Annotated in this window: 21 protein-coding genes and 2 pseudogenes; 11 read left to right on the top strand and 12 right to left on the bottom strand. The window is 43.4% G+C overall.

Features of this window, described 5'->3' with window-relative positions; genetic code table 11:
* Positions 1-109: pseudogene (locus N7974_RS20915) on the top strand (IS5 family transposase); the annotation flags it as partial.
* A gap of 208 nt (positions 110-317) precedes the next feature.
* Here N7974_RS20915 and N7974_RS17825 read toward each other — a convergent pair.
* From N7974_RS17825 to N7974_RS17790, 8 genes are all read right to left on the bottom strand, one after another.
* A complete protein-coding gene (locus N7974_RS17825; RefSeq protein ID WP_262966911.1) occupies positions 318-563 on the bottom strand; it encodes a hypothetical protein in 246 nt (81 codons plus the stop codon).
* 213 nt (positions 564-776) lie between these two features.
* Positions 777-1,568, bottom strand: a complete 792-nt coding sequence (locus N7974_RS17820) for an ABC transporter permease (RefSeq protein WP_262966910.1) — start codon at positions 1,566-1,568, stop codon at positions 777-779.
* Entirely contained in the window at positions 1,555-2,217 is a 663-nt protein-coding gene (locus N7974_RS17815; protein WP_262966909.1) for an ABC transporter ATP-binding protein, read from the bottom strand. Before N7974_RS17815 ends, N7974_RS17820 begins: the two co-directional genes overlap by 14 nt.
* Positions 2,218-2,335: 118 nt before the next feature.
* Positions 2,336-4,693 (bottom strand): xanthine dehydrogenase family protein molybdopterin-binding subunit, encoded by a 2,358-nt coding sequence (locus N7974_RS17810; RefSeq protein WP_262966908.1) that lies wholly within the window; start codon positions 4,691-4,693, stop codon positions 2,336-2,338.
* A complete protein-coding gene (locus tag N7974_RS17805) occupies positions 4,690-5,157 on the bottom strand; it encodes a (2Fe-2S)-binding protein (RefSeq protein WP_262966907.1) in 468 nt (155 codons plus the stop codon). Before N7974_RS17805 ends, N7974_RS17810 begins: the two co-directional genes overlap by 4 nt.
* Positions 5,158-5,272: 115 nt before the next feature.
* Positions 5,273-6,106: an XdhC family protein gene (locus N7974_RS17800; RefSeq protein WP_262966906.1), complete on the bottom strand. Its 834-nt coding sequence runs from the start codon at positions 6,104-6,106 to the stop codon at positions 5,273-5,275.
* A gap of 9 nt (positions 6,107-6,115) precedes the next feature.
* A complete protein-coding gene (locus N7974_RS17795; RefSeq protein WP_262966905.1) occupies positions 6,116-6,697 on the bottom strand; it encodes a nucleotidyltransferase family protein in 582 nt (193 codons plus the stop codon).
* 207 nt (positions 6,698-6,904) lie between these two features.
* A complete protein-coding gene (locus tag N7974_RS17790) occupies positions 6,905-7,660 on the bottom strand; it encodes a Mut7-C ubiquitin/RNAse domain-containing protein (RefSeq protein ID WP_262966904.1) in 756 nt (251 codons plus the stop codon).
* A gap of 305 nt (positions 7,661-7,965) precedes the next feature.
* On the opposite strand from N7974_RS17790, the gene glyQ reads away from it, so the two are divergent.
* The 5 genes from glyQ to N7974_RS17765 all read left to right on the top strand — a co-directional run bounded on the left by glyQ (position 7,966) and on the right by N7974_RS17765 (position 12,794).
* Positions 7,966-8,880 carry a glycine--tRNA ligase subunit alpha gene (glyQ, locus tag N7974_RS17785; protein ID WP_262966903.1) on the top strand — a complete coding sequence of 305 codons (915 nt, stop codon included), beginning with the start codon at positions 7,966-7,968 and terminating at the stop codon, positions 8,878-8,880.
* Between the two features lies 1 nt (position 8,881).
* The gene (glyS, locus tag N7974_RS17780) at positions 8,882-10,951 is read left to right on the top strand and encodes a glycine--tRNA ligase subunit beta (protein WP_262966902.1); all 2,070 of its coding nucleotides are present in this window, start codon (positions 8,882-8,884) and stop codon (positions 10,949-10,951) included.
* Between the two features lie 84 nt (positions 10,952-11,035).
* The gene (gmhB, locus tag N7974_RS17775; protein WP_262966901.1) at positions 11,036-11,587 is read left to right on the top strand and encodes a D-glycero-beta-D-manno-heptose 1,7-bisphosphate 7-phosphatase; all 552 of its coding nucleotides are present in this window, start codon (positions 11,036-11,038) and stop codon (positions 11,585-11,587) included.
* Positions 11,547-12,293, top strand: a complete 747-nt coding sequence (locus tag N7974_RS17770; RefSeq protein WP_262966900.1) for a lysophospholipid acyltransferase family protein — start codon at positions 11,547-11,549, stop codon at positions 12,291-12,293. Before gmhB ends, N7974_RS17770 begins: the two co-directional genes overlap by 41 nt.
* A gap of 93 nt (positions 12,294-12,386) precedes the next feature.
* A complete protein-coding gene (locus N7974_RS17765; RefSeq protein ID WP_262966899.1) occupies positions 12,387-12,794 on the top strand; it encodes a hypothetical protein in 408 nt (135 codons plus the stop codon).
* Positions 12,795-13,116: 322 nt separating this feature from the next.
* Here the strand turns inward: N7974_RS17765 and metG are convergent, their stop codons facing one another.
* On the bottom strand, positions 13,117-15,150 hold the full coding sequence (gene metG / locus N7974_RS17760) for a methionine--tRNA ligase (protein WP_262966898.1): 2,034 nt from the start codon (positions 15,148-15,150) through the stop codon (positions 13,117-13,119).
* A 200-nt stretch (positions 15,151-15,350) separates the two neighbouring features.
* Between metG and apbC the strand changes: the two genes are divergently transcribed.
* Positions 15,351-16,442: an iron-sulfur cluster carrier protein ApbC gene (gene apbC, locus N7974_RS17755; protein ID WP_262966897.1), complete on the top strand. Its 1,092-nt coding sequence runs from the start codon at positions 15,351-15,353 to the stop codon at positions 16,440-16,442.
* 97 nt (positions 16,443-16,539) lie between these two features.
* Positions 16,540-17,106 carry a dCTP deaminase gene (gene dcd / locus N7974_RS17750; protein ID WP_243217288.1) on the top strand — a complete coding sequence of 189 codons (567 nt, stop codon included), beginning with the start codon at positions 16,540-16,542 and terminating at the stop codon, positions 17,104-17,106.
* Positions 17,107-17,147: 41 nt separating this feature from the next.
* Here the strand turns inward: dcd and N7974_RS17745 are convergent, their stop codons facing one another.
* Positions 17,148-17,390, bottom strand: coding sequence for a YcgL domain-containing protein (locus tag N7974_RS17745; RefSeq protein WP_243217289.1), 243 nt, complete (start codon positions 17,388-17,390; stop codon positions 17,148-17,150).
* Positions 17,391-17,475: 85 nt separating this feature from the next.
* Between N7974_RS17745 and N7974_RS17740 the strand changes: the two genes are divergently transcribed.
* The 3 genes from N7974_RS17740 to N7974_RS17730 all read left to right on the top strand — a co-directional run bounded on the left by N7974_RS17740 (position 17,476) and on the right by N7974_RS17730 (position 21,161).
* Positions 17,476-18,081, top strand: coding sequence for a CPBP family intramembrane glutamic endopeptidase (locus tag N7974_RS17740; protein ID WP_262966896.1), 606 nt, complete (start codon positions 17,476-17,478; stop codon positions 18,079-18,081).
* 353 nt (positions 18,082-18,434) lie between these two features.
* On the top strand, positions 18,435-18,974 hold the full coding sequence (locus tag N7974_RS17735) for a hypothetical protein (protein WP_262966895.1): 540 nt from the start codon (positions 18,435-18,437) through the stop codon (positions 18,972-18,974).
* A 378-nt stretch (positions 18,975-19,352) separates the two neighbouring features.
* The gene (locus N7974_RS17730; protein WP_262966894.1) at positions 19,353-21,161 is read left to right on the top strand and encodes a DEAD/DEAH box helicase; all 1,809 of its coding nucleotides are present in this window, start codon (positions 19,353-19,355) and stop codon (positions 21,159-21,161) included.
* An 85-nt stretch (positions 21,162-21,246) separates the two neighbouring features.
* On the opposite strand, the gene dnaQ is transcribed toward N7974_RS17730, so the two are convergent.
* The gene (dnaQ, locus tag N7974_RS17725; RefSeq protein ID WP_262966893.1) at positions 21,247-21,972 is read right to left on the bottom strand and encodes a DNA polymerase III subunit epsilon; all 726 of its coding nucleotides are present in this window, start codon (positions 21,970-21,972) and stop codon (positions 21,247-21,249) included.
* Between the two features lie 287 nt (positions 21,973-22,259).
* A pseudogene (locus N7974_RS17720) lies at positions 22,260-22,375 on the bottom strand (IS630 family transposase); the annotation flags it as partial.

The following is a 22,375-nucleotide window of genomic DNA, read 5'->3' as shown; positions in this document are numbered from 1 at the left end:
GTTCGGTAAGCTCAAGCACTATCGCAGAATTGCTACACGATATGAGAAAAAAGCTATTAATTACATGGGGATGCTGTCATTTTCCTCGGTGCTTTTATGGCTGAGGTGAAACGTCAACAGAACCTAGTGGTGCTAACGCCTTTTCTGATAGTTTCTCGCTCTGGTCTAAGCAGTCTATCTACGGTTGCCGGACTGATACCGAGTAAGCGTGTTCGCACCTCAGCAGGAATTCGTAAATGGCCATAACGTTCCATAACCCCAATCAATTCTGGCAAAAAAGGTACGAGACGCTTAGAGCATATTTGGTTAGCCGTATATCAGATCGAATATAGGGCTTGACGAGTTTGTTCATCGTATTTCTGACTCCCTAGTCTCTCTTTTGGCTGTTCAGGCTCTGCTTTACTGTTCATCAGCTGGATGGCATGCTTTCGGTCATAACCGGTGGCAGCCACAAACCCATCTAATATTTTTCCTTTATCTATCCAACTCGAATCACAGTATCTCTGCCGGATACTTGCCAGTAATTCTTTTCGAGCAGATAAGCTCATCGATTTAATTATCATCTAAAACCCCTTTTATAGTATTTAAAAGTAGTATGATTTTAGATGAGGCAACGATCCTTAAATAGTATGATTTTTAGTGAGGCAATGCGCCGGACAGGGTAATTGTCGCCGAACAGTCGGTAGTAACGATACCCAATAATCTTTTATGGAAGAGAGTGGATGGCAGGAAAAACAGTTTGGGTAATTGATCTTTGAAGCTGGATAACCGTTGAGTTAAGGCTTGTTAATAACTTCATCTTTCAGTACATCAAATGCGTTAAAGGCAATAGCCAGACTGAATTTCAAGTTAATGATACAGGCGATAGTCGTGCTGGTGAAAATGCAGATCATAATGGCAATTTGATATTTCACTGCCAGCCACGGCTCACTGCCACCCAGAATTTGTCCAGTCATCATACCTGGTAGAGATACCAAACCCATGGTCGCCATACTGGCGATAGTTGGATTAATTGCCGCTTTGATGGCATCCCGAAAAAAGGGACGCACGGCTTCCCAACGCGTCGCCCCCAGCATTAAAAAAGTTGCATATTCGTTTTCGTTCTTACGCAGAGCCGAATAGAAGCGTTCCAACGCAATGACGTTGCCTTGCAGACAGTTGCCGAGAATCATCCCGGCCAACGGTACGATATAACGGGCATCATAAAAATGTGTCGGTTGAATGACTAAAATCACCAGATAGGCAGTAGAAAACAGTATGCTGGAGGCAATAGCGGTAAAAGTGGCCAGAGCAAAATAACGCGCTTTAAGCCCGGCACGCTTTAGAATACTTAAATCTGCGACTATCAACATTACCAATATCCATAAGCCGTTCAGCCAGGGATTATTAAGCATAAATAATGTTTTTAGATAAATTCCAACCAGTATTAACTGAATACTCATACGTAGGATACTGATGCCAATATCCCGACTTAAGCGCAGACCGATTAACCAAAGCAATATCCAGGGTAACAAACACAGTCCATAGAGCATTGCCATCTGGGGTAGCGCAATATCAAGTGTTTCCATGTCGCTTCATCTCAGTTAATCGACCTGCGTCAAGTTCAAAAATAATACCACAGTGTTGCAGCCATTCAGGGTCATGAGCGACCGAAAGAACGGTCAACTGAGGATCCGAGAAAACCTCGAATACGGCTTGTTTGCTTTGGGCGTCCAGTGCACTGGTGACTTCGTCCAGCAGATACAAGGTTTTGCCCAGTAACAGCCCTCGTGCCAGTGCAATTCGTTGTTTTTCGCCGCCGGAAATACGGTTGCTTTGCTGATTTAAAATATCCGGGGGCAATTGTAGCCGTTGTAACACCTCAATAAGTTGGCTATCAGTGGGGCGATACTGGCGATGCACTTTAAATTGAAAAGGCAATAGCAGTGCTTCTCGGACTGTTTCTGCACCCAGCACAGGTTCTTGTCCAATGTAAGCGGTGCAGCTTCTAATGGTTTGAATAGATACCGAAGTTAGCGGCTTTTCCTGAAAGTAAACGCTGCCTGATTGTAGCGGGTGCAGTCCCAACAAGGTTCTCAGCACACTACTCTTGCCGGAACCGGATTTGCCGAATAACGCCGCTTTTTCTCCCTGAAAAAGAGCAAAGCTGACGTTGGATAGAATGACTTTTTCGTGGGCAGTGACCGATACTTGATCGAAGCGAATGATAGGAGGCATGAAGTAATTATGCTAAATTGAATTTGACGTATAAAAAATTATTCATCCTGACGAGTATTCAGCCAGACAATAAGCTTCAATAGATGAGCTTATTGTCTGTTTGACTTTGAAAAAATAATCAGTCTTTTCGCAACTGATCCATAATAGGTAGTTGGCGAATACGTTGGCCTGTTGCCGCAAATATCGCGTTACATAATGCGGGTGCAATGGGCGGTAATCCCGGTTCACCGACCCCGCCGAGTGGCGTATTGAAATCGGTTGGCGGCAGCAGATGAACCCGGATTTCATAGGGTGCGTCATCCATACGAGTGAGCTGGTAGTTATGAAAATTATCCTGCATGACTGCGCCGTCTTTAAAGCTGATTTCACCCAGTGTGGCCAAGCTGACCCCCATAATACAGGCTCCCTCAATTTGCGAACGGATACGTTCCGGATTAACTTGTGGACCACAATCCACAGCGACATCAATGCGCGGTATGCGTAATTTTCCACTCTCATCGACGCTTACTTCAACCACAACGGCAACGTAAGTGACAAAGCTGTAATGAGCGGCAATACCTAACCCATGCCCCTTGGGTAGAGTGCGTCCCCAACCTGATTCCTTTGCTGCAGCTTCAATGACACCGCGCAGACGTCCGGTATCTACCGGGTACAAGTCGGGTGATTCGCCATAATTCCAGGCATCACCAAGGGTGTCTGGATTAATACGGCGTGGTGGGCCAATCAGGTCAAGCAGGAAATCTTTAGGATCGCGTCCCGCTGCAACGGCCAATTCGGTTACAAAAGACTGGATGGCGAAGGCATGTGGAATATTGTATACCGAACGAAACCAGCCAATGCGGGTATGCGCTTCTGCTTCAGGATTTTCGATGCGTAGATTTGCAATGGTATAGGGCACATTGATGGCACCCATGCCCAGTTCGGACGGTGTTTGATGCTTGCTGTCGGGCCCGAAAGTAGAAGAAATGCTCGGTGCTACGGTTCTATGTAGCCAGGCAATAGCTTTGCCTTGGGCATCCAGCCCAGCCTCCAGTCGCTCGATTGAAACGGTATGGAAGTAAGAATGCTGCAGGTCGTCTTCACGGGTCCAGGTTACTTTTACCGGCTTACCTTTCATAGCTTGCGACAATAGTGCTGCTTCGACGACATAATCAGGTTTGGATTTGCGTCCAAAACCACCACCCAAAAGGGTGACGTGGATGGTGACATCGTCTTCGGCTAACTTGAGCCATTTTGCCACGCTCTCGCGAGAAACCTGTGGTGCCTGGGTACAACTCCAGATCTCACATTTTCCTTTAACTATGCGAGCTGTAGCTGCCGGAGGTTCCATAGGAGCCTGGGCCAGATGGGGGATATAATATTCAGCTTCCACGCGTTTAGCCGCGCCTTGCAAGGCGGTATCAACGTCGCCATTACTGCGAACCACTTTACCCGGCTTACGTGCTGCGGCTTCAAGTTCGGTTTTATAGGTAACAGAATCGTAGGTACCATTAGGCCCTTTATCCCATTCAATCTTAAGTGCCTTTCTTCCCTGAATGGCCGCCCAGGTATTGCTGGCAATCACGGCGATGCCACCCAACGGATTGAAGTTGGCTGGCATAGGACTACCTTTAAGTTCGATTACGCTTATCACGCCCTTCACTTTGAGAGCCTCTTTGGCATCGTAATTCAACACTTTGCCACCAAATACGGGTGGGCGTGCGATGACGGCATAAAGCATGTCCTTGAGGTGGATATCGATACCATATTGGGCTTGGCCTGTGACCATATCCTTACCGTCATAAAGCGCTGTTTTACCTTTACCGATATAGCGAAAGTCAGCGGGATTCTTCAGGCGTAAGGTTTCGCTGGCAGGCACTGGCAGTTTTGCCGCTGCTTTGGCCAGTTCACCGTAGCCGAGTTTTCTTCCCGTGGCAGGATGCAGGACATGGTGCTGTTCGGCACGAACATCCTGGACTGGCACTTTCCATTTTGCTGCTGCTGCCGATTCAAGCATGGTGCGTGCTGCAGCGCCAACTCGCCGCATGGGCAAGAAAAAGTGACGCATACTGCGTGAACCATCGGTATCCTGGTTACCATAACGAGGTTCATTGCCGGGTGCCTGCTCGACACGGACTTGTTTCCAGTCGGCTTCAAGTTCGTCAGCTACCACCATAGGTAAGCTGGTACGGACGCCCTGGCCCATTTCAGAACGGTGACAAACAATGGTAACCATGCCGTCTGCTGCAATCGCAACGAATATCAGGGGGTTGTCTACCCAGCCATTCGGCATGCCATCGGCACCGTACTTGCCTTTTTCTGTGGGTGGGGCAATTTCATCTGCTTTAGTCAGCGAGGGAAATCCTGCAGCCAGAACAAATCCTGTAAGCGCCATATTTTTAATAAAAGCACGTCGACTGATATTGGCTATCTCTATGTTACCGTCTACATTACCTACGTTGGTATTTAATTCAATAGGGTCAATTGGCTTGTTCATGGTTTGATCTCCTTTATTCCGGCGGCCTGTTTAATTGCGCTACGTATACGGGGATAAGTACCGCATCGGCAAATATTACCGCTCATTGCCGTGTCAATATCAGCATCGGTAGGTTCAGGTTTTTGTTTGAGCAGAGCAGTAGCAGCCATTATTTGGCCAGACTGACAATAACCGCATTGCGGCACCCCTAATGCCAGCCAGGCTTCCTGGATTTTTTTCCCGATGGCATCCTGGCCGATAGCTTCGATAGTAACGATTACCTTGCCTACGGCCGCTGAAACAGGAGTCACACAGGAACGAACGGGTTGTCCGTCAAGGTGTATGGTACAGGCTCCGCATAAGGACATGCCGCAGCCAAATTTTGTTCCAGTCAGTCCGACGTAGTCACGTAAAGCCCAAAGTAGCGGCGTATCTGTGGGCAAATCAATCTTATGGCTTTTACCATTAATATTGAGTGTGGTCATGTAGTATTTCTCTCTTCGATAGATGGAGTAAAGAGCCGCTATGCAACATCGTGCAGATGTTCGCGGTGTGTATTGAACCCAATATTACAGGGGTTATATCAGGCAGTAAAGACACCTAAGTAACGGTTGATGTTATTTTAATCGGCTGTTTATAGTCTGTTGTCGACAGGCTTTTACTTAATAGATTACCGTGCCCACCTCGTCTCACCAGTATCATTTCGCTGGCGATGGACAAGGCTATTTCTTCCGGCAGCTTTGCCCCCAAGTCCAGACCTGCGGGGGCATGCACTTTGGCGAGACTGTACTTCGGAAAACCTTCCCGTTCCAAACGCTCCAATACCAACTTTGCCCGCTTACGACTGGAAACCAGCGCAATATACAGGGCTTCAGATTCCAGGACACGCGTCAGTGAGTCATAGTCTCCTTTGTGATGAGTTGCTATGACAACGAAGTCGCCTGATTGCGGCTGTAATTGTTGATAGCGGGAATCATCACTGATTATACGAGAGGCAGCAGGAAAGTTTTCTGCTGTGGCTTGCGGATCATTAATGATTACTTCGAAGCCTAATTGGTTGGCAAATTCACAAAGACTTTCCACGATGCGGCCATGGCCCATTAGCCAGAGCAGTGGTTTTGGTAAAATTGGTTCAACATACACCCGCATACTGCCACCGCAGGGCATACCGGCACCAAAAACTTCATCGTTCAGGTCTATTTCGATCATGCCAGGTTCTCCTGTTTCAAGGCATTTAAGCGCCGTCTCTGACACCATGGATTGCGCGCAGCCGCCGCCAACCCACCCGGCAATAACTTTGCCTGAGATATTTATAAGCGCTTTGGCCGCAGGTTTGGCAGAAGATGACCCCAGTATTTCTACTACGGTTGCCAGTGCGTAGGGACGGCGCTGTTCGCGCAGTTCTAATTGAAGGTCGAGAATATTCTTGGTCATGAGTATTGTTTAAATTTTTTTTGAAGGGGTCAAATCTTCAGGTTTGTCGATGTCGCGAAGTATGCCCGAATCATTGCAAGTAATGATTTGCAGTTGTTCAAGATAGCTCTGAATCAAGGCTTTGGCGCCTTCATCACCATTTAAGGTAGCTAGTTCAGGGCCTAGCGCTTGTGAAAAACCTACCGGGTGTCCACGTCGCCCTTGCCAAGAGGGAGCAGCAAGAGTTGCGCCCAAGCGAAGTGCATCCGCTACCTGACTTATCGTTGCTGGATCTATCCACGGCATGTCTGCCAGGCCAATTAACCAGCCGGTAGCTTCGGGGCGTGCGCGTATGCCGAAAATAAGGCTCTTGCTCATACCTTGCTCGGCGTCAGTACACGTTATAACTTGTGCACCTTCGGCCTGTAATAGCGTCGCCAGACGTTCGCTGCCTGGTCGCACCACAGCGACCACACTATCTGTACCAGCGAGCAGGTTGCGGCAGGCTTGTACTGCTACCAATTCGCCATTGGGCAAGATTTGGGTTAGTTTGTCAGCACCAAAGCGTCGACTGGCCCCAGCTGCAAGCAAAATACCGACAATCGACCCCATCAGGTCGTGGCTGTTTTACGAAGCCAATGTATGTTATTCATTATTTTGTCCGGATTCAACTTAAGTATATTTTAATTAACTTATCATTATATATAAGGATTGGCAATATTATTTACCGAATATTTACTTTATTACATATAAAAATCATAGGGTTAGTTGTTGTTAACAGGTAATAGGTATGAGCATAAGGAGTGATTTCTGCAGTTTTTATTTTGGCATGGCTAGGTAAATTGCAAAACGTTGTCGTATGTTCTCCATGTGTGAACCCTCCCAATAGATTTGCTGACAATCTGCACATTGATGAAAAACTTCATAGTAGAGGCGGGTTTTGGGTTCCAGACGATCTTTAATATCCGTCTTGACGACCGGTATCAGCATACCGTTACAAATCAGGCAGCGGATAAAGGGGTGAATTAAGTCATAGAGGTCAAAGTGATGGAGAACTTCATCAGTCTGGTTTTCAACGTTGACAGCACGCACCCAGTAACCATAGTTAATATGTTTACTGTATAAGAGGCGGCGATCTCTGGTTAGTACGATGCGCTGCTCACTTAACGCTATATTTACCACATCTGTATCACTATAGTCGTTGCGATAAAGGCTGTCGAAACCCAGTAAACGCATACGTTTTGCCAGTTTTCCCAAGTTTACATCCAAAATGAATCGAGGGCAGAGTAAGCGTTTTTCTCGTAGTTTACATAACGGATTGATATCCGGATTTTTGAAAACGGGGTAAACAGCGATACGATCCCCCGCTTGAAGTTGATACTCAAATCCCACTGACTGACCATTAACAATGATCAGGTCAACTTCGGTGTGAGGCACACCAAAAACTTCAATAGGGTCCTTGATTCCCGGATGACCATTAAAACGATAGGGTATCGTTCTCTTGCGTTGCTTCGGTGCAAGAAAGTCATTAAGTTGTGCATAAAAACGAAATTCGGCGGTGTATTCTCGTTGCATTTATTTTATCTGTTGTATCGATAAATTTTTATCAGCAATTTCCATTATGGTTATAATCTCGGCTTTCAGGCCTTAAAGAGCCAACGATCAGGCTTTCGGGTTTATAATACCTTTTATTCAAAAGTACTCCCCCGCTATCAAAGCATAAGTTCATTATCAGTGCTTTTATATCATGGAACAAACTGACTTTAACAGTAATATGGGGATTGTGTTTTCATGAGTTCACTATCTGCTTTCAAACCATAACGACAAAAACATTTTTAAGCTATAATTAAGCCTTTTTTACTGCCTAAAGTGTAGAAGCCGTGTCGAATACAAACAACGATTCATCAACTTTTCAGGGGCTTATTCTGGCCTTACAAGACTATTGGTCAAGTCAGGGTTGTATTTTATTACAACCTTTGGATCAGGAAGTCGGAGCGGGAACCTTTCACCCGGCTACTTTTTTACGGGCTATTGGTCCTGAGCCCTGGAATGCCGCATACGTTCAGCCATCCCGTCGTCCTACAGACGGTCGCTTTGGTGAAAATCCCAATCGCCTACAGCATTATTATCAGTTTCAGGTGGTTTTAAAACCATCGCCAGATAATATTCAGGAACTGTATCTGGGCTCGTTACGTCATTTAGGTCTTGATTTACTCGAACACGATATTCGTTTTGTTGAAGATAACTGGGAATCTCCTACTTTGGGTGCCTGGGGATTAGGTTGGGAAGTTTGGTTAAATGGCATGGAAGTCACCCAGTTTACTTATTTTCAGCAAATAGGCGGTTTGGAATGCCGGCCTGTTACCGGAGAAATCACCTACGGTCTTGAACGCATTGCCATGTATTTGCAGGGCGTTAAAAGTGTTTATGATCTGGTTTGGACGAATGGCCCTTTTGGTGTGGTTACTTATGGTGATGTGTTTCATCAAAATGAAGTTGAAATGTCGGCTTATAATTTTGATCATGCCAATGTTGATTTTATGTTTCAGTGTTTCAATACCTACGAGCTGGAATGCCAAAAATTGATTGAACTCAATCTGCCATTACCTGCTTACGAAATGGTATTAAAAGCATCACATACGTTTAACTTGCTGGATGCACGCCATGCGATTTCGGTAACCGAGCGCCAACGCTATATTTTAAGGGTTCGTACTTTATCCAGAGCTGTCGCCGAAGCCTATTATGCTCGCCGCGAATCACTGGGATTTCCGATGTTGACAGGGCAAGGAGCATAAAATGACAACAAGCAAACATTTACTTTTTGAATTAGGTTCGGAAGAACTTCCTCCTAAAAACTTGCTTAAACTAAGCAATGCCTTGCTGGACGGTATTGTTCAAGGTTTACAGGCCGCCGAACTAACATTTACCGCCAGTAAATCTTATGCGACCCCCAGACGTCTGGCGGTTTTGATTGAAAATCTGTCAACAGCGCAACCGGATAAAACTGTTGAAAAACGTGGGCCTGCGATACAAGCCGCTTTGGGAACAGACGGCGCACCCAGTAAAGCAGCCTTGGGTTTTGCGCTGAGTTGTGGCACTACTTTTGAGCAACTGGAACGTTTGAAAACAGATAAAGGCGAATGGCTCAGTTTTACTCAAGCGGTTAAAGGGCAGGCAACAGAAGCTTTAATCCCGGATATTATTCGTCAAAGTATTGCCGGATTACCCATTGCCAAAAGGATGCGCTGGGGCAGTTTCAATACGGAATTTGTCAGACCCGTACACTGGGCTGTTTTACTGTACGGCGATAGTGTTATTAATACGGAAATTTTAGGCTTGGAAACGGGTGCGACTACGCAGGGACACCGCTTCCATGCACCGGAAAAATTGACTATTACTAATCCTGAAGCCTATCAAGACCTCTTGTATCAGCAAGGTAAGGTGATTGTTGATTTTGAACAAAGAAAAGTGCTGATTCGTAAGGCAGCACAAGTTGCAGCATCAGCGGTCAATGGTATTGCTTATATAGAAGATGATTTGCTGGAAGAAATTGCCGCTTTAAATGAATGGCCGGTACCGATTACCGGGTGTTTTGATCCGCGCTTTCTTGATTTGCCCGCAGAAGTGTTAATTACCACGATGCAAACCAACCAAAAATACTTTCCGGTTAAAAATGCGGATGGTAGTTTATTGGCAAATTTTATTACTTTTAGCAATATTGAAAGTAGCCGGCCTGAATCCATACAACACGGTAATGAGCGCGTCGTTACTCCGCGACTTGCGGATGCTGAATTCTTCTGGAAACAGGATAGAAAAAAATCATTAGCGGATAGGGTTGAAAGTTTATCGACCATTGTTTTTCAAGAAAAATTAGGCACGGTTGCCGAAAAATCGCAACGAGTCAGCAAGCTTGCTGAATTTATTGCCTTGCGTCTTAATGCCGATGTTACCTTGGCAAAACGTGCCGCTTTGTTAGCCAAAACTGACTTAATGACGGAAATGGTCGGCGAATTTGGCAATTTACAAGGTCTTATGGGGCGCTATTACGCATTGGCAGATAACGAACCTACCGAAGTGGCGTGGGCGTTGGAAGAGCAGTATTTCCCCAAACAGTCTGGCAGTGCTACCGCGAGTAGCCAAATCGGCCAGATTTTGGCGATTGCTGAAAAAATTGACACGCTCACCGGTATTTTTAGTGCCGGCATGATTCCGACCGGCGATAAAGATCCGTATGCATTACGTCGGGCTGCCCTGGGCACATTACGCACGCTGATTGAAAATAAGTTAACGCTTGATATTCGGGAATTAATAGCCTTTTCTTTGACGCTGTTCACGCATTCATTTGATGTTGCCGGTACTCAAACGGCGGTGATTGATTTTGTTTTTGACCGTTTAAAAGGCTATTGTCTGGATAAAGGTTATAGCGCCGATGAATTTGATGCGGTGATGACAGTGAAACCGCTTGATCCTTTGGATTTCATGCAACGTTTGGCGGCTGTCAAAGCTTTTAGACAATTACCCGAAGCCGAAAGCCTGGCTGCTGCCAATAAGCGCATACGCAATATTCTAAAAAAATCGGCATCATCGCCAGTAGCCAAGGTAGGTACTTTGGTTGAGCCTGCCGAATTGCAATTGCTGGAGAGCGCAAAGCTCGCGGCTATCGCCATTGCTCCGCTACTTGCCGAGCATGATTATGCGGCAACACTAACGCGTTTAGCGGCTTTGCGCCAAGATGTTGATACGTTTTTTGATAGTGTAATGGTGATGTGTGATGATCTTGATTTACGCGCTAATCGTCTGGCCTTGCTTAATATGTTATCAGAACAGTTTTTAACTTGTGCGGATATTTCCAGGTTGCAATCTTGATGGGGTGTTGTTGGGTTACAGCTAGTGCTAAACCCAAAAAACAATACTGTCACCCTAAAAATCGGCTTGCGTAAATAAATACTCATGCTTAAAAAACATTATATTTTACTGGATCGGGATGGTGTTATTAATCACGATTCCGATGCCTTTATCAAATCTCCCGATGAGTGGCTACCGATTGAAGGCAGTCTTGAAGCGATTGCCTTGCTTAATATACATGGCTACCAAGTCATTGTTGTTACCAATCAATCGGGTGTAGCGCGAGGCTTGTTTGATGAAGCTATGCTGGAAAAAATACACGCTAAAATGCGCCGTTTGGTCAGTGAAAAAGGCGGTAATATTACTGCCATTTATTATTGTCCACACGGTGCGGATAGTGCTTGTGAATGCCGTAAGCCCAAGGCGGGTTTGCTAAAAGCCTTTGCAGCTGATTTTAATGCCGATTTGACGACGGTTTCAGTCATCGGTGATTCTTTGCGTGATTTGCAAGCTGCCGAGGCTATTGGTGCTCAACCAATACTGGTTAAAACCGGCAAAGGACAAAAAACTTTGATAAATAATCCGCAACTCAACATTCCTGTTTTTGAAAACTTATATGACGCAGCAAAATACATTACATCAAGACACGCGGCCTAAAAATTACCTGGGCTCGGTGTTGTTATTTCTGGGTATTTTTATTACCGCCACTATCGTTGGTATATTACTTATTTTAGGTATGCTAACGACCTTTAAAATACGCTGGAAAATCGGTTATATTTGGTGTGCTATTATCGGCTGGATGACCAAGGTTTTTTGCGGCTTAACCTACGAAATAGAAGGACTGGAAAATATCAATCCACAGCAACCGGCAATTTTATTAAGTAATCATCAGTCAGCATGGGAAACACTGGCATTACGATATATTCTGCCGCCGCATTCCGTTGTCATAAAGCGAGAATTATTATTTCTGCCGATTTGGGGCTGGTCTCTACTCACATTAAAATCCATCGTGATAGACAGGAAAAACCAACGAGCTTCATTACGTGTTTTACTCAAAGACGGTGCTGAATATTTAAATCAGGGCTTATCGGTGCTGATTTTTCCGGAAGGCACTCGCGCTCCAGCCAGGGAAGTTTTGAAGTTTAATATTGGCGGTGCCATTCTGGCTCAAAAAACGGGTTTCCCCATTATTCCCATCGCGCATAACGCCGGTGATTATTGGCCTCGTTATAGTTTTTTTAAATATCCAGGAATCATCAAAGTAAAAATTGGCCCGATGATTGAAACTAAAGGACGTAAAGCTGCAGATATTAATGCTGAAGCTGAAGGTTGGATAACGCAAGCAATGAAGGCGATGGATTAAGGGCGTAAGTAATTTCCAACCTTTTATCTTGAACCGGGCTTACATTCGTATAAATTCCGCATATTGCATTTTTACTAAATAATGGTAACTCACATGAAAAAACTACTACTAATTTCCTTATCAGTATTATTACTTCCGGCTTGCGCTGATAAAAATCAATATGAACAAGCCGTGTTGGAACAAATGCAGAAAGAGGCTGATATTAAGGATTATAAAATAACGCCTGAATATATGACTAAATGTGTTGTAGATACAACATCACAAAATATGCCCGGTATTTTTGCTTTTGATCCCACTCGTATGACGGCTTATCGTAACTATGCAAAAATGTTGACGTTAACCAATTCAACAGACCCCAAAAAGACGCTGGAAGAATTGCGTGTTGAGTTTGGTTCAGCTAAAGATCTTGCTGAAGCGCACACTAATTATACTGAAAGTTTAATGGAATGTTATTCGGCAGTTATTTCGGAATCTGAAAAAGCAGCAAAAGAAGAAAAATAAAAGCTGATTATTCAATAGCATGCTTTTAAAAATCTGCTGTTGTTTAATGGGTAGCGTGATAATTTTTTTGGCAAAAACGGGAATATTTATACTTTTTATTTCTGTTATTGTCAAAAAAATGCCTTGGAAGACTTGGCCTGCAAACGTTTACCGCTTATTGAAGGGCGGAGAGCATTGCCCCCCACATTCCGCACATGACAAATATGCTTGATCAATATTGACTTTTAAGCCTCAAAAAAACGTAATGTCAGGATCAGTTTAATAAAGTATTATCATGGTATGCGCAATAGGGGTTATTTTATTTAACAATCAGGCATCAGCTTTATTTTACACGCATTCCTGCAACTGCACCTTCGTCAGGGCTTAAAATCCAAATTTCTTTATCGCCAGGACCTGCGGCTAATACCATGCCTTCTGAGGTTCCAAAACGCATTTTTCTGGGGGCAAGATTAGCAATAACGAGGGTTAATTTACCTTCCAGTTCTTCGGGTGCGTAAGCTGATTTAATACCTGCCAATATATTGCGGGTTTCATCTCCGATATCAACGGTTAGTTGCAATAATTTATCCGAGCCTTCTACATGATTGGCTTTAATGATTTTGGCAATACGTAAATCCAGCTTGGCAAAATCATCAAATTGGATGGTTTCGGCTATGGGTTCAAACTTTTTCTCGTGCGTAACGGGAGTCTGTTGATCAACGGCTTTTTCGAGATTATCTTTGGATGCTTCAACAATCGCAGTAATTTTATCCGCTTCAACCCGGGTCATTAATGGTTTAAATTCATTAACGGCATGATTTAATAATGGCTGTAGAGTGGCAGTTGGCCAAGCTTGTGATTCTATATTTAAAAAGTTTTCCGCTTCTTTTACCAAAGCCGGAATGACCGGTTTAAGATAAGCCGTCAGTAAGCAGAACAGGTTAATACCCATTGAGCAAACATCGTGTAATTCTGTGTCACTACCTTCCTGTTTGGCAATCAACCAGGGCTTTTTTTCATCAATATATTGGTTGGCTTTATCTGCCAGCGCCATAATTTCACGCATGGCTTTACCAAACTCACGGGTTTCATAAAACTCGGCAATTTGCTCGTTAGTGTTGATAAATTCTTGAAATAAAACCAGTTCCGAGCAGTTGGTAGATAGTTTATTGGCAAAACGTTTGCTGATAAAACCGCTGCATCGGCTGGCAATATTAACAACTTTACCAACAAGGTCTGAGTTAACCCGTTGACTGAAATCATCAAAATTCAAGTCTATATCATCAATGCCCGCACTGAGTTTGGCGGTAAAATAATAACGCAGGTATTCCGGATTGAGGTGTTCCAGATATGTTCTTGCCGTAATAAATGTACCACGGGATTTGGACATTTTTTCGCCATTGACGGTTAAAAAACCATGCGCAAAAATCGCGGTAGGTGTTCTAAATTGCGCGCCGCTTAACATTGCCGGCCAAAACAAAGCATGGAAATAAATAATGTCTTTACCGATGAAATGGTATAGCTCGGCACTGCTATCTAGTGCCCAAAAGTCATCAAAATTTAGCTCTTGTTTGGCGCATAGATTTTTAAAGCTCGCCATGTAACCTATGGGTGCATCCAGCCATACATAAAAATATTTTCCTGGAGCATCCGGAATTTCAAAGCCAAAATAAGGCGCGTCGCGGGAAATATCCCATTGTTGCAAGCCACCTTCCAACCATTCTGCCAACTTATTACGCACTTCTGCTTGCAAATGGCCGGCGCTGGTCCATTCTCTGAGCATTTCGGTAAAATCAGCCAGATTAAAAAAGTAATGCACAGAGTCTTTTTCAACAGGTTTGGCGCCAGAAATAGCGGAAACGGCATTTTTAAGGTCAGTTGGGGAATAGGTTGCGCCGCAGACTTCACAGCCATCGCCGTATTGATCAATTGCACCACATTTTGGACATTCACCTTTGATAAAGCGGTCGGACAAAAACATGTTTTTAACCGGATCGAAGGCTTGGGTAATCGTGCGTGAACTGATATGTCCGGCATCCCGCAAACGTGTATAGATCAGCGATGAAAAGTTTCTGTTTTCTTCGGAGTGAGTGCTGTGATAATTATCAAACTCCACGCCAAATTCAGTAAAATCAGCCAAGTGTTCTTTACCAACCTGAGCAATGAGCTGTTCAGGGGTAATACCTTCCCGATCAGCTTTTAGCATAATAGGTGTGCCGTGGGTATCATCCGCGCAAACAAAATAACAGGAGTTACCACGTTGTTTTTGGAATCGCACCCAGACATCGGTTTGAATATATTCAACCAGATGACCTAAGTGGATGGGACCGTTGGCATAGGGTAGGGCACTGGTGACGAGAATTTTTCTATCTGACATGGTGTAAAAGTTTATAAAGATACGGAAACAAACAATGCGAGGATTATCGCATAAAATTGGCGGTACTACAGAATAGTACGCCGCTAAAAAATGAATTTTATTGAAAAAACTGTAGAATACTTCTCATCCTGAGTGTATTCAGTGACTAAAATTGAATTTACTTACAAGTCGTATCGACTAAAATTACTGAGGTAATAAGCATGGCGCATCTGGAAAAAACGGCTGTAGAAAATCTTTTAAGGACATTTATCGATCCTAATCATGGTGTCGATCTGGTTACCGCAAAATCCGTTAAAGCCATTAAAATTGATGGTGCCAACATCAGTGTTAATCTGGAGTTGGGGTATCCTGCAAAAAGCACTATGAATAACCTAAAAGTCGCTGTTGAGCAGCTTTTGAGAACGCTGGACGGAGTCGAGTCTGTTACTGTTGACGTTACTGTAAAAATTCTGTCTCATGCTGTGCAGCAAGCCTTAAAACCTCAGGTTAATATAAAAAATATTATTGCTGTCGCTTCCGGAAAAGGTGGGGTAGGTAAGTCAACGACGGCAGTTAATATTGCATTGGCATTGGCCGCAGAAGGCGCTAATGTAGGTATACTTGATGCGGATATTTATGGTCCCAGCATTCCAACCATGTTGGGCTTGTCCGGTTTACCCGAAAGCGTTGATAACAAAACCATGATGCCTAAAATGGCTTATGGGTTGCAAACCATGTCAATTGGTTATTTAATTGATGCCGGTCAGCCGATGATTTGGCGAGGACCAATGGCGACCAATACTTTGCAGCAATTATTAAGAGATACCAACTGGGTTGATGTCGATTATTTAATCATTGATTTACCGCCGGGTACGGGTGATATTCAATTGACCTTGGCGCAACAAATCCCTGTTAGTGGTGCAATTATAGTCACGACACCTCAGGATATCTCTTTAATTGACGCGCAGCGCGGCTTGGGCATGTTTGCAAAGGTTAATGTGCCAATATTGGGCATTGTTGAAAATATGAGTATGCATATTTGCAGTGCCTGTGGTCATGCCGAAGCTATTTTTGGAGAAGGTGGCGGTGTTGCCATGTCTGATAAAAACAAGGTTGATTTCTTGGGGTCTCTACCGCTGGATATTGCTATTCGACAATGTGCAGATTCAGGAAAACCTACTGTAGTTGCTGATCCTGATGGGCAAGCAGCTCAGATGTATAAAGCAATCGCACGTAAGGCAGCAGCCATGTTGGCATTAAAAACCAAAGATTTTAGCACCCGATTTCCCAATATTGTTGTGCAGAATACTTGAGATGTAAGATCCACGGTGCAATGTGTTTTTAGTCTTGTACCTACACCATCTCTATGTAAAAATTAAACATTTTAAATTATCAGGTATGTAATATTTCATGAGTATAAAGTCGGACAAGTGGATACGCCGGATGGCGCAACAGCACGGCATGATAGAACCGTTTGAAAGTGGTCAGGTCAAGGATACGGAAAACGGGCGAGTTATTTCTTACGGCACTTCCAGTTATGGCTACGATGTTCGTTGCTCTGACGAGTTTAAGATTTTTACCAACATTAATTCTGCTATTGTTGATCCCAAAAACTTTGATTCAAACAGCTTTGTTGATGTTAAAGCGGATGTTTGTATTATTCCACCCAATTCTTTTGCGTTAGCTCGCACCGTTGAGTTTTTTCGAATCCCGCGTGATGTGTTGACTATCTGTTTAGGCAAATCAACTTACGCTCGCTGCGGGATTATTGTTAACGTTACACCGCTGGAACCAGAATGGGAAGGTCATGTAACATTAGAGTTTTCCAATACCACAACGCTTCCTGCAAAAATATATGCCAATGAAGGTGTTGCTCAAATGCTCTTTTTTGGTAGCGATGAAGTGTGTGAGACTTCTTATAAAGACAGGGCAGGCAAGTATCAGGGGCAGACCGGAGTTACTTTACCAAAAGCGTAAACAGACTGTCTCTTGGCCAGGATAGCAAAGAGTGATGCTGTTTACGCAGTCTCTCTTTGCGGTGGCAACTGTACAAAAAAACCTGACTCCTTAAGGGTGGCGATAACTTTCATGGCATCTTCCCTCGCTAACTTGCTATCTGGAGATAGCTCTATATTCATCACAAATTCCATTTTTCCAAAACTGCCAAGCAGTGCTTCCGGCACTTTTGAAAAATCATCTTTGTTAACTATATACAAATAAAGGTAGTCTTTTTTCAGGCTTTTATAGATAAAACACTGCATGATATTGAGTAATAATGAATTAAAACAACTATTTTAACCATTTTTGTTTAGAATGCCTCATTGTTAATTTTTACAAATACAGTCAATGAGTAAATCTCCATTCAAATTTAATGATTTTTTTAAATCGGCCTGTTATTTTGAGGCATCACTGGTTTTGGTCGCCATTATTTTAGGGTGGGTTGCTGATATCAATCCGTTTCAAAATATTTATTTTTCGGAAGCAGCCATTACTTATGGCTTGATAGGGACAATACCTTTATTTTTGATGTTTCTGGCGCTGGAAAAAATACAGGGGGGATCAGTCGTCAAAATCAGGGAATTATTGCTGGATACGTTAGGGCCAGGATTATATCGTTATCATTGGACAGACTTATTTTTACTGGCTGCAATAGCAGGAATAGCAGAAGAATTGCTGTTTCGCGGTGTAATTCAACCATGGATAGAGGGAGCGTGGGGTCTTACAGCAGGATTGGTTGTTAGTAATGTTGTTTTTGGCTTGGTGCACGCAGTGACACCACTTTATGCTGTGTTGGCGGCTTTAGTTGGGTTTTATTTAGGTTTATCTTTAGATTATGGTGGTGAAAGAAACTTGTTAATTCCTGTCATTATTCACGGATTTTATGATTTTCTGGCTTTTGTTGCGTTGATGCGAGTGTATCGCTCAAGTTTGACAGCCTCGACAAAGGATTAGGTGATTTCCTGAGAATAATATACCCAGCTTGCTGGTCTTTTTATTCATTTACTGCGTTGTGAAAATAGTTACGTAGCCAGCCAGCTACGCGCCTATTTCTCCGCCGCTGCGGCAACTCTGCTCCTGCGTTTCTTAAGGAGCCTACTGTTGGTGTTCTAGCTCCTGCATAATCCACAGGGATGTGGTGAACGCAGATATTGCAGGAGCAAATATCTGTCCTTGCAGTCGTTGTAAATAAATAAAAATCCTGTGCCACCTGGGATTATTAATTCTCGAATATCACCTTAATTCGTATAGTTGGTCACTTTTCATTAGTTACAGGTAAAACCTAAGATTCAGGTTAGAGTAGGCGCATGGATTTACACAAGCCACAATTACCTAAAATAAGCGACAAAGATCTCACGCCGCTAGGAATTACTGACTTGATTAAAAAAGCTAACCGTTGTGACCAAGATAAAGACAAGGCCTATAAAGATAAACCCAGCTATGAAATTCCGGAAGATTTGAAATTCAAACAAGACCGGCTGGCTAAAATAAAAGCGGCCAAGCAAGCCCTTAATGAGCGCGAAGAACAGCTTAATCCAGGTAAGGGTATTAACGATAAAAAGCAGATTAGCTTTGTCGCTACCAAGGTTCGCATCATGGGTAAAAAAGACCGCTTTGACTACGCCTATAACGCCCAAATCAGCGTTGATGCTGATCTGCAAATTATTGTGGCACAGCATGTCAGTCAAAGCGGCAACGACAAACAGGAACTAGCAATACAGGACACAGCGGGGCGATTACCTGAGCAACTGAGCACTAATAATGGCTATTTTTCTGGCGATAATCTTCAAGCATTGGAACAGAGCAGTATTGATACTTACATTGCCACCGAATCTACTATCGTTTAGCCCATTATCAAACACTCAAAGCAAAAGCCGCATTAATTTCCTAAGCTGTTTAGGCTAAGGCAGTAACTATTAAAGATAGGCTGTTGGGCTTAAACAATATTCCACTGCTACCTGATTTAATTCGGACTGCGGCTACCTGCAACTAATTAGATGTTACTGGTAATCGTTATAAGTCGTGGATTTATACGCCCAATTGCACTATGAAATATCAATAATCTTATTGAAACAAGCTCTTGCAGCAATTTAAAAAACATCATCAACCGTTATGGATGTATCAATTTACTGCGAAATTCAATATAATGGGGTATAATTTGTAAATAAACGAATTTTTTCTCCGCGCTCTACGCGCATTCCAAAAACTCCAAAACAGGTAAATCCATGTCCAATGATGTTTCTACATTACCCACTTTCCGTGATTTAGCACTGATTGAACCTCTGCTAAAAGCACTGGATGATGTCGGTTATGAAACACCTTCGCCCATTCAGGCACAAGTTATTCCGCTCATGTTACAAGGCAGAGATGTTTTGGGCCAAGCGCAAACAGGTACTGGTAAAACAGCGGCTTTTGCACTACCCATATTATCGCGTATAGATCTTCGTCAAAAAGACCCACAGGTCTTGGTTCTGGCTCCGACTCGCGAACTTGCCATACAAGTAGCAGAAGCATTTCAGCGTTATGCTGCACATTTAAAAGGCTTCCATGTTTTACCTATCTATGGTGGACAAGATTACAGCACACAATTACGTCAGCTAAAGCGCGGCGCACATGTGGTTGTTGGTACACCAGGTCGGGTCATGGATCACATGCGTAAAGGCACCTTGAATCTGGACGGTCTTAGCGTTCTGGTTCTTGATGAAGCCGATGAAATGTTACGTATGGGCTTTATTGATGATGTTGAATGGGTACTAGAAAAAACGCCGGAAAACATACAAATAGCGTTATTTTCTGCAACCATGCCTTCGGTTATTCGAAAAATTGCTCAAGAATATTTGACTAATCCGGAACAAGTTACTATTAAAGTGACTACTGCATCAGCAGAAAATATACGCCAACGTTTTTGGATGGTCAGTGGCGTACATAAATTAGACGCATTGACTCGTATCCTTGAAGCTGAAACGTTTGACGGCATGATTATTTTCGTCAGAACCAAAACGGCAACCATTGAGCTGGCAGAAAAGCTGGAAGCACGAGGCTACTCAGCTGCAGCAATTAATGGCGATATGTCGCAGACTCTTAGAGAGCGTACTATTGCCCATCTGAAAAATGGTAAATTGGATATTTTAATCGCTACCGATGTTGCTGCGCGCGGATTGGATGTCGATCGTATTACCCATGTCGTTAACTATGATATTCCTTACGATACCGAATCTTACGTTCATCGTATTGGCAGAACAGGACGTGCGGGACGTACCGGTGATGCAATTTTGTTTATTGCGCCCAGAGAAAGAAAGCTGTTGGGTAATATCGAAAGAGCGACCAAGCAAAAAATTGAAGAAATGGGTTTGCCTTCAACTGAAGTTATTAACAACAAACGTATTTCACGCTTCAAACAGAATATTACTGACACGTTGGCTGCAGAAGAGTTGAGTTTTTTCACTCAACTGATAGAGCAATTTCAGCAGGAACATAATGTAACTGCATTAGAAATAGCGGCTGCCCTGGCAAAATTGGTGCAAGGCGATACGCCGCTGTTAATGCAAAATTTACCTAAAAAAGCTTACGACAGTAGAGAAGACCGGCCACAAAGGGAAGATCGTCCTTCAAGAGACAGGGATGATCGTTCACGTCGAGAAGATCGTCCTGAAAGGGATCGTAAACCCAAGCGTGCTTTTGGAACCGGCGCAAATATAGAAATGGAAACCTTTCGTATTGAAGTCGGCCATGCACATGGTGTAAAGCCGGGTAATATTGTTGGTGCCATTGCTAATGAAACCGGCATTGACGGCGATCATATTGCTCGCATCAGAATTGAAGATGATTATAGTACTGTTGAATTACCTGCAGGCATGCCGAAAGAATTGCTTGAAGAGCTGAAAAGAATTCGGGTTGCAGGACAGTTGCTTAACATTTCAAAAATGGATGAAAGTGACAGAAGATCACAACCGGATGATGCGGCTAAAAAAGCCGATAAAAGCAAAAAAAGAATGGGTTCTACATCCAGACGTGCAAAACCAAAAGCAGAGTAATCTAATTTGTCCGGCTAGCCAAGGCTAGCCGGATTAAATCCGGTTATTGGTAAGTTGGGTTAGATCTATCTTCCCAACTTACAAACTACTGGTTCCATAGACAAGAACCACCGGCTTTTTCAATCGCTTCCAGGCGTTGCTGATGAGCGCTTAATTCTTCATCATTACAGGCAATAATTTTTAACGCGGGGCGGTCTTTCAGTATCCGTTTTATCTCCGTATTTTCACTTGATCCTGCTGTCTCCAATCGTCCCTCATCCAGTAACGAAGATTGTCCTCCCGTCATTAATAAAAATACATCGGCCAAGATTTCTGCATCCAATAAAGCGCCGTGCAAATCCCGATGACTATTGTCTATACCATAACGTTTACAAAGCGCGTCCAGACTGTTTCTTTGTCCCGGATGTTTTTTTCTGGCATAGGCCAGCGTATCAAATACCTCGCTATAATCGGCTACCGCTCCTGCTTTATTTTTGAGTAGTGAAAACTCTTTATTAATAAAGCCGACATCAAATGGCGCGTTGTGTATAACCAGTTCTGCGTCCTTGATAAAGGCGATAAAATCGTCAACAATTTGGTCAAAATGTGGCTTATCATCCAGAAATTGATTGGTGATACCATGAACTGCAATAGCACCATCATCAATAATTCGATCAGGATTGATATAAACATGAAAGCGCTTTCCCGTTAGGCGACGCTTAACCATTTCTACACAACCAATTTCAATAATCCGGTGTCCTTCCTGTGGATTTAACCCCGTAGTTTCCGTGTCAAGAACGACGATGCGATTTGTAAATGTACGTTTATCCATACAGTTTCCTTTTGATAAAATTAATAAGTATTTTCAGGTTACCGGATTAATTATTGTTTCCTGAATTGGCTGGGGGTGAGTGTGATGTTTGTGGCAGAGAAGATAGAAATGATGACTGCCAATTGAAAACTGGACGATTTTACAGATACCATCCCTTCAAGCGATTAAGGATTATTATAGAGACCTTCGTTGATTAAACGACATTATTTTCTCTAGGGCTTGCCGGTCATTGCCATTAAGTTAAGCGTTGAAATACCTTTTACATGGAGTACAAACCTAGTACTCAGTCAATCTGATAATGTCGGATAAAGTTTCTTCAGTTTTATCCGCGCATCCTCAGTGGTAAATCGCCATTTCATAGAGCGAGCAATAGCATTTCTTTTTTCTTGCCACGCGGAAATTT

The organism is Methylobacter psychrophilus (genome assembly GCF_025583945.1).
Taxonomy (GTDB): Bacteria; Pseudomonadota; Gammaproteobacteria; order Methylococcales; family Methylomonadaceae; genus Methylobacter_C; species Methylobacter_C psychrophilus.
Note: the sequence above shows the minus strand (reverse complement) of the source record. Positions and strands in the feature narration are given on the sequence as shown.

Coding starts and splice junctions, on each gene's coding strand:
- N7974_RS17825 (WP_262966911.1), bottom strand. CDS start 563: ATGATAATTAAATCGATGAGCTTATCTGCTCGAAAAGAATTACTGGCA.
- N7974_RS17820 (WP_262966910.1), bottom strand. CDS start 1,568: ATGGAAACACTTGATATTGCGCTACCCCAGATGGCAATGCTCTATGGA.
- N7974_RS17815 (WP_262966909.1), bottom strand. CDS start 2,217: ATGCCTCCTATCATTCGCTTCGATCAAGTATCGGTCACTGCCCACGAA.
- N7974_RS17810 (WP_262966908.1), bottom strand. CDS start 4,693: ATGAACAAGCCAATTGACCCTATTGAATTAAATACCAACGTAGGTAAT.
- N7974_RS17805 (WP_262966907.1), bottom strand. CDS start 5,157: ATGACCACACTCAATATTAATGGTAAAAGCCATAAGATTGATTTGCCC.
- N7974_RS17800 (WP_262966906.1), bottom strand. CDS start 6,106: ATGACCAAGAATATTCTCGACCTTCAATTAGAACTGCGCGAACAGCGC.
- N7974_RS17795 (WP_262966905.1), bottom strand. CDS start 6,697: ATGGGGTCGATTGTCGGTATTTTGCTTGCAGCTGGGGCCAGTCGACGC.
- N7974_RS17790 (WP_262966904.1), bottom strand. CDS start 7,660: ATGCAACGAGAATACACCGCCGAATTTCGTTTTTATGCACAACTTAAT.
- glyS (WP_262966902.1), top strand. CDS start 8,882: ATGACAACAAGCAAACATTTACTTTTTGAATTAGGTTCGGAAGAACTT.
- gmhB (WP_262966901.1), top strand. CDS start 11,036: ATGCTTAAAAAACATTATATTTTACTGGATCGGGATGGTGTTATTAAT.
- N7974_RS17770 (WP_262966900.1), top strand. CDS start 11,547: ATGACGCAGCAAAATACATTACATCAAGACACGCGGCCTAAAAATTAC.
- N7974_RS17765 (WP_262966899.1), top strand. CDS start 12,387: ATGAAAAAACTACTACTAATTTCCTTATCAGTATTATTACTTCCGGCT.
- metG (WP_262966898.1), bottom strand. CDS start 15,150: ATGTCAGATAGAAAAATTCTCGTCACCAGTGCCCTACCCTATGCCAAC.
- apbC (WP_262966897.1), top strand. CDS start 15,351: ATGGCGCATCTGGAAAAAACGGCTGTAGAAAATCTTTTAAGGACATTT.
- dcd (WP_243217288.1), top strand. CDS start 16,540: ATGAGTATAAAGTCGGACAAGTGGATACGCCGGATGGCGCAACAGCAC.
- N7974_RS17745 (WP_243217289.1), bottom strand. CDS start 17,390: ATGCAGTGTTTTATCTATAAAAGCCTGAAAAAAGACTACCTTTATTTG.
- N7974_RS17740 (WP_262966896.1), top strand. CDS start 17,476: ATGAGTAAATCTCCATTCAAATTTAATGATTTTTTTAAATCGGCCTGT.
- N7974_RS17735 (WP_262966895.1), top strand. CDS start 18,435: ATGGATTTACACAAGCCACAATTACCTAAAATAAGCGACAAAGATCTC.
- N7974_RS17730 (WP_262966894.1), top strand. CDS start 19,353: ATGTCCAATGATGTTTCTACATTACCCACTTTCCGTGATTTAGCACTG.
- dnaQ (WP_262966893.1), bottom strand. CDS start 21,972: ATGGATAAACGTACATTTACAAATCGCATCGTCGTTCTTGACACGGAA.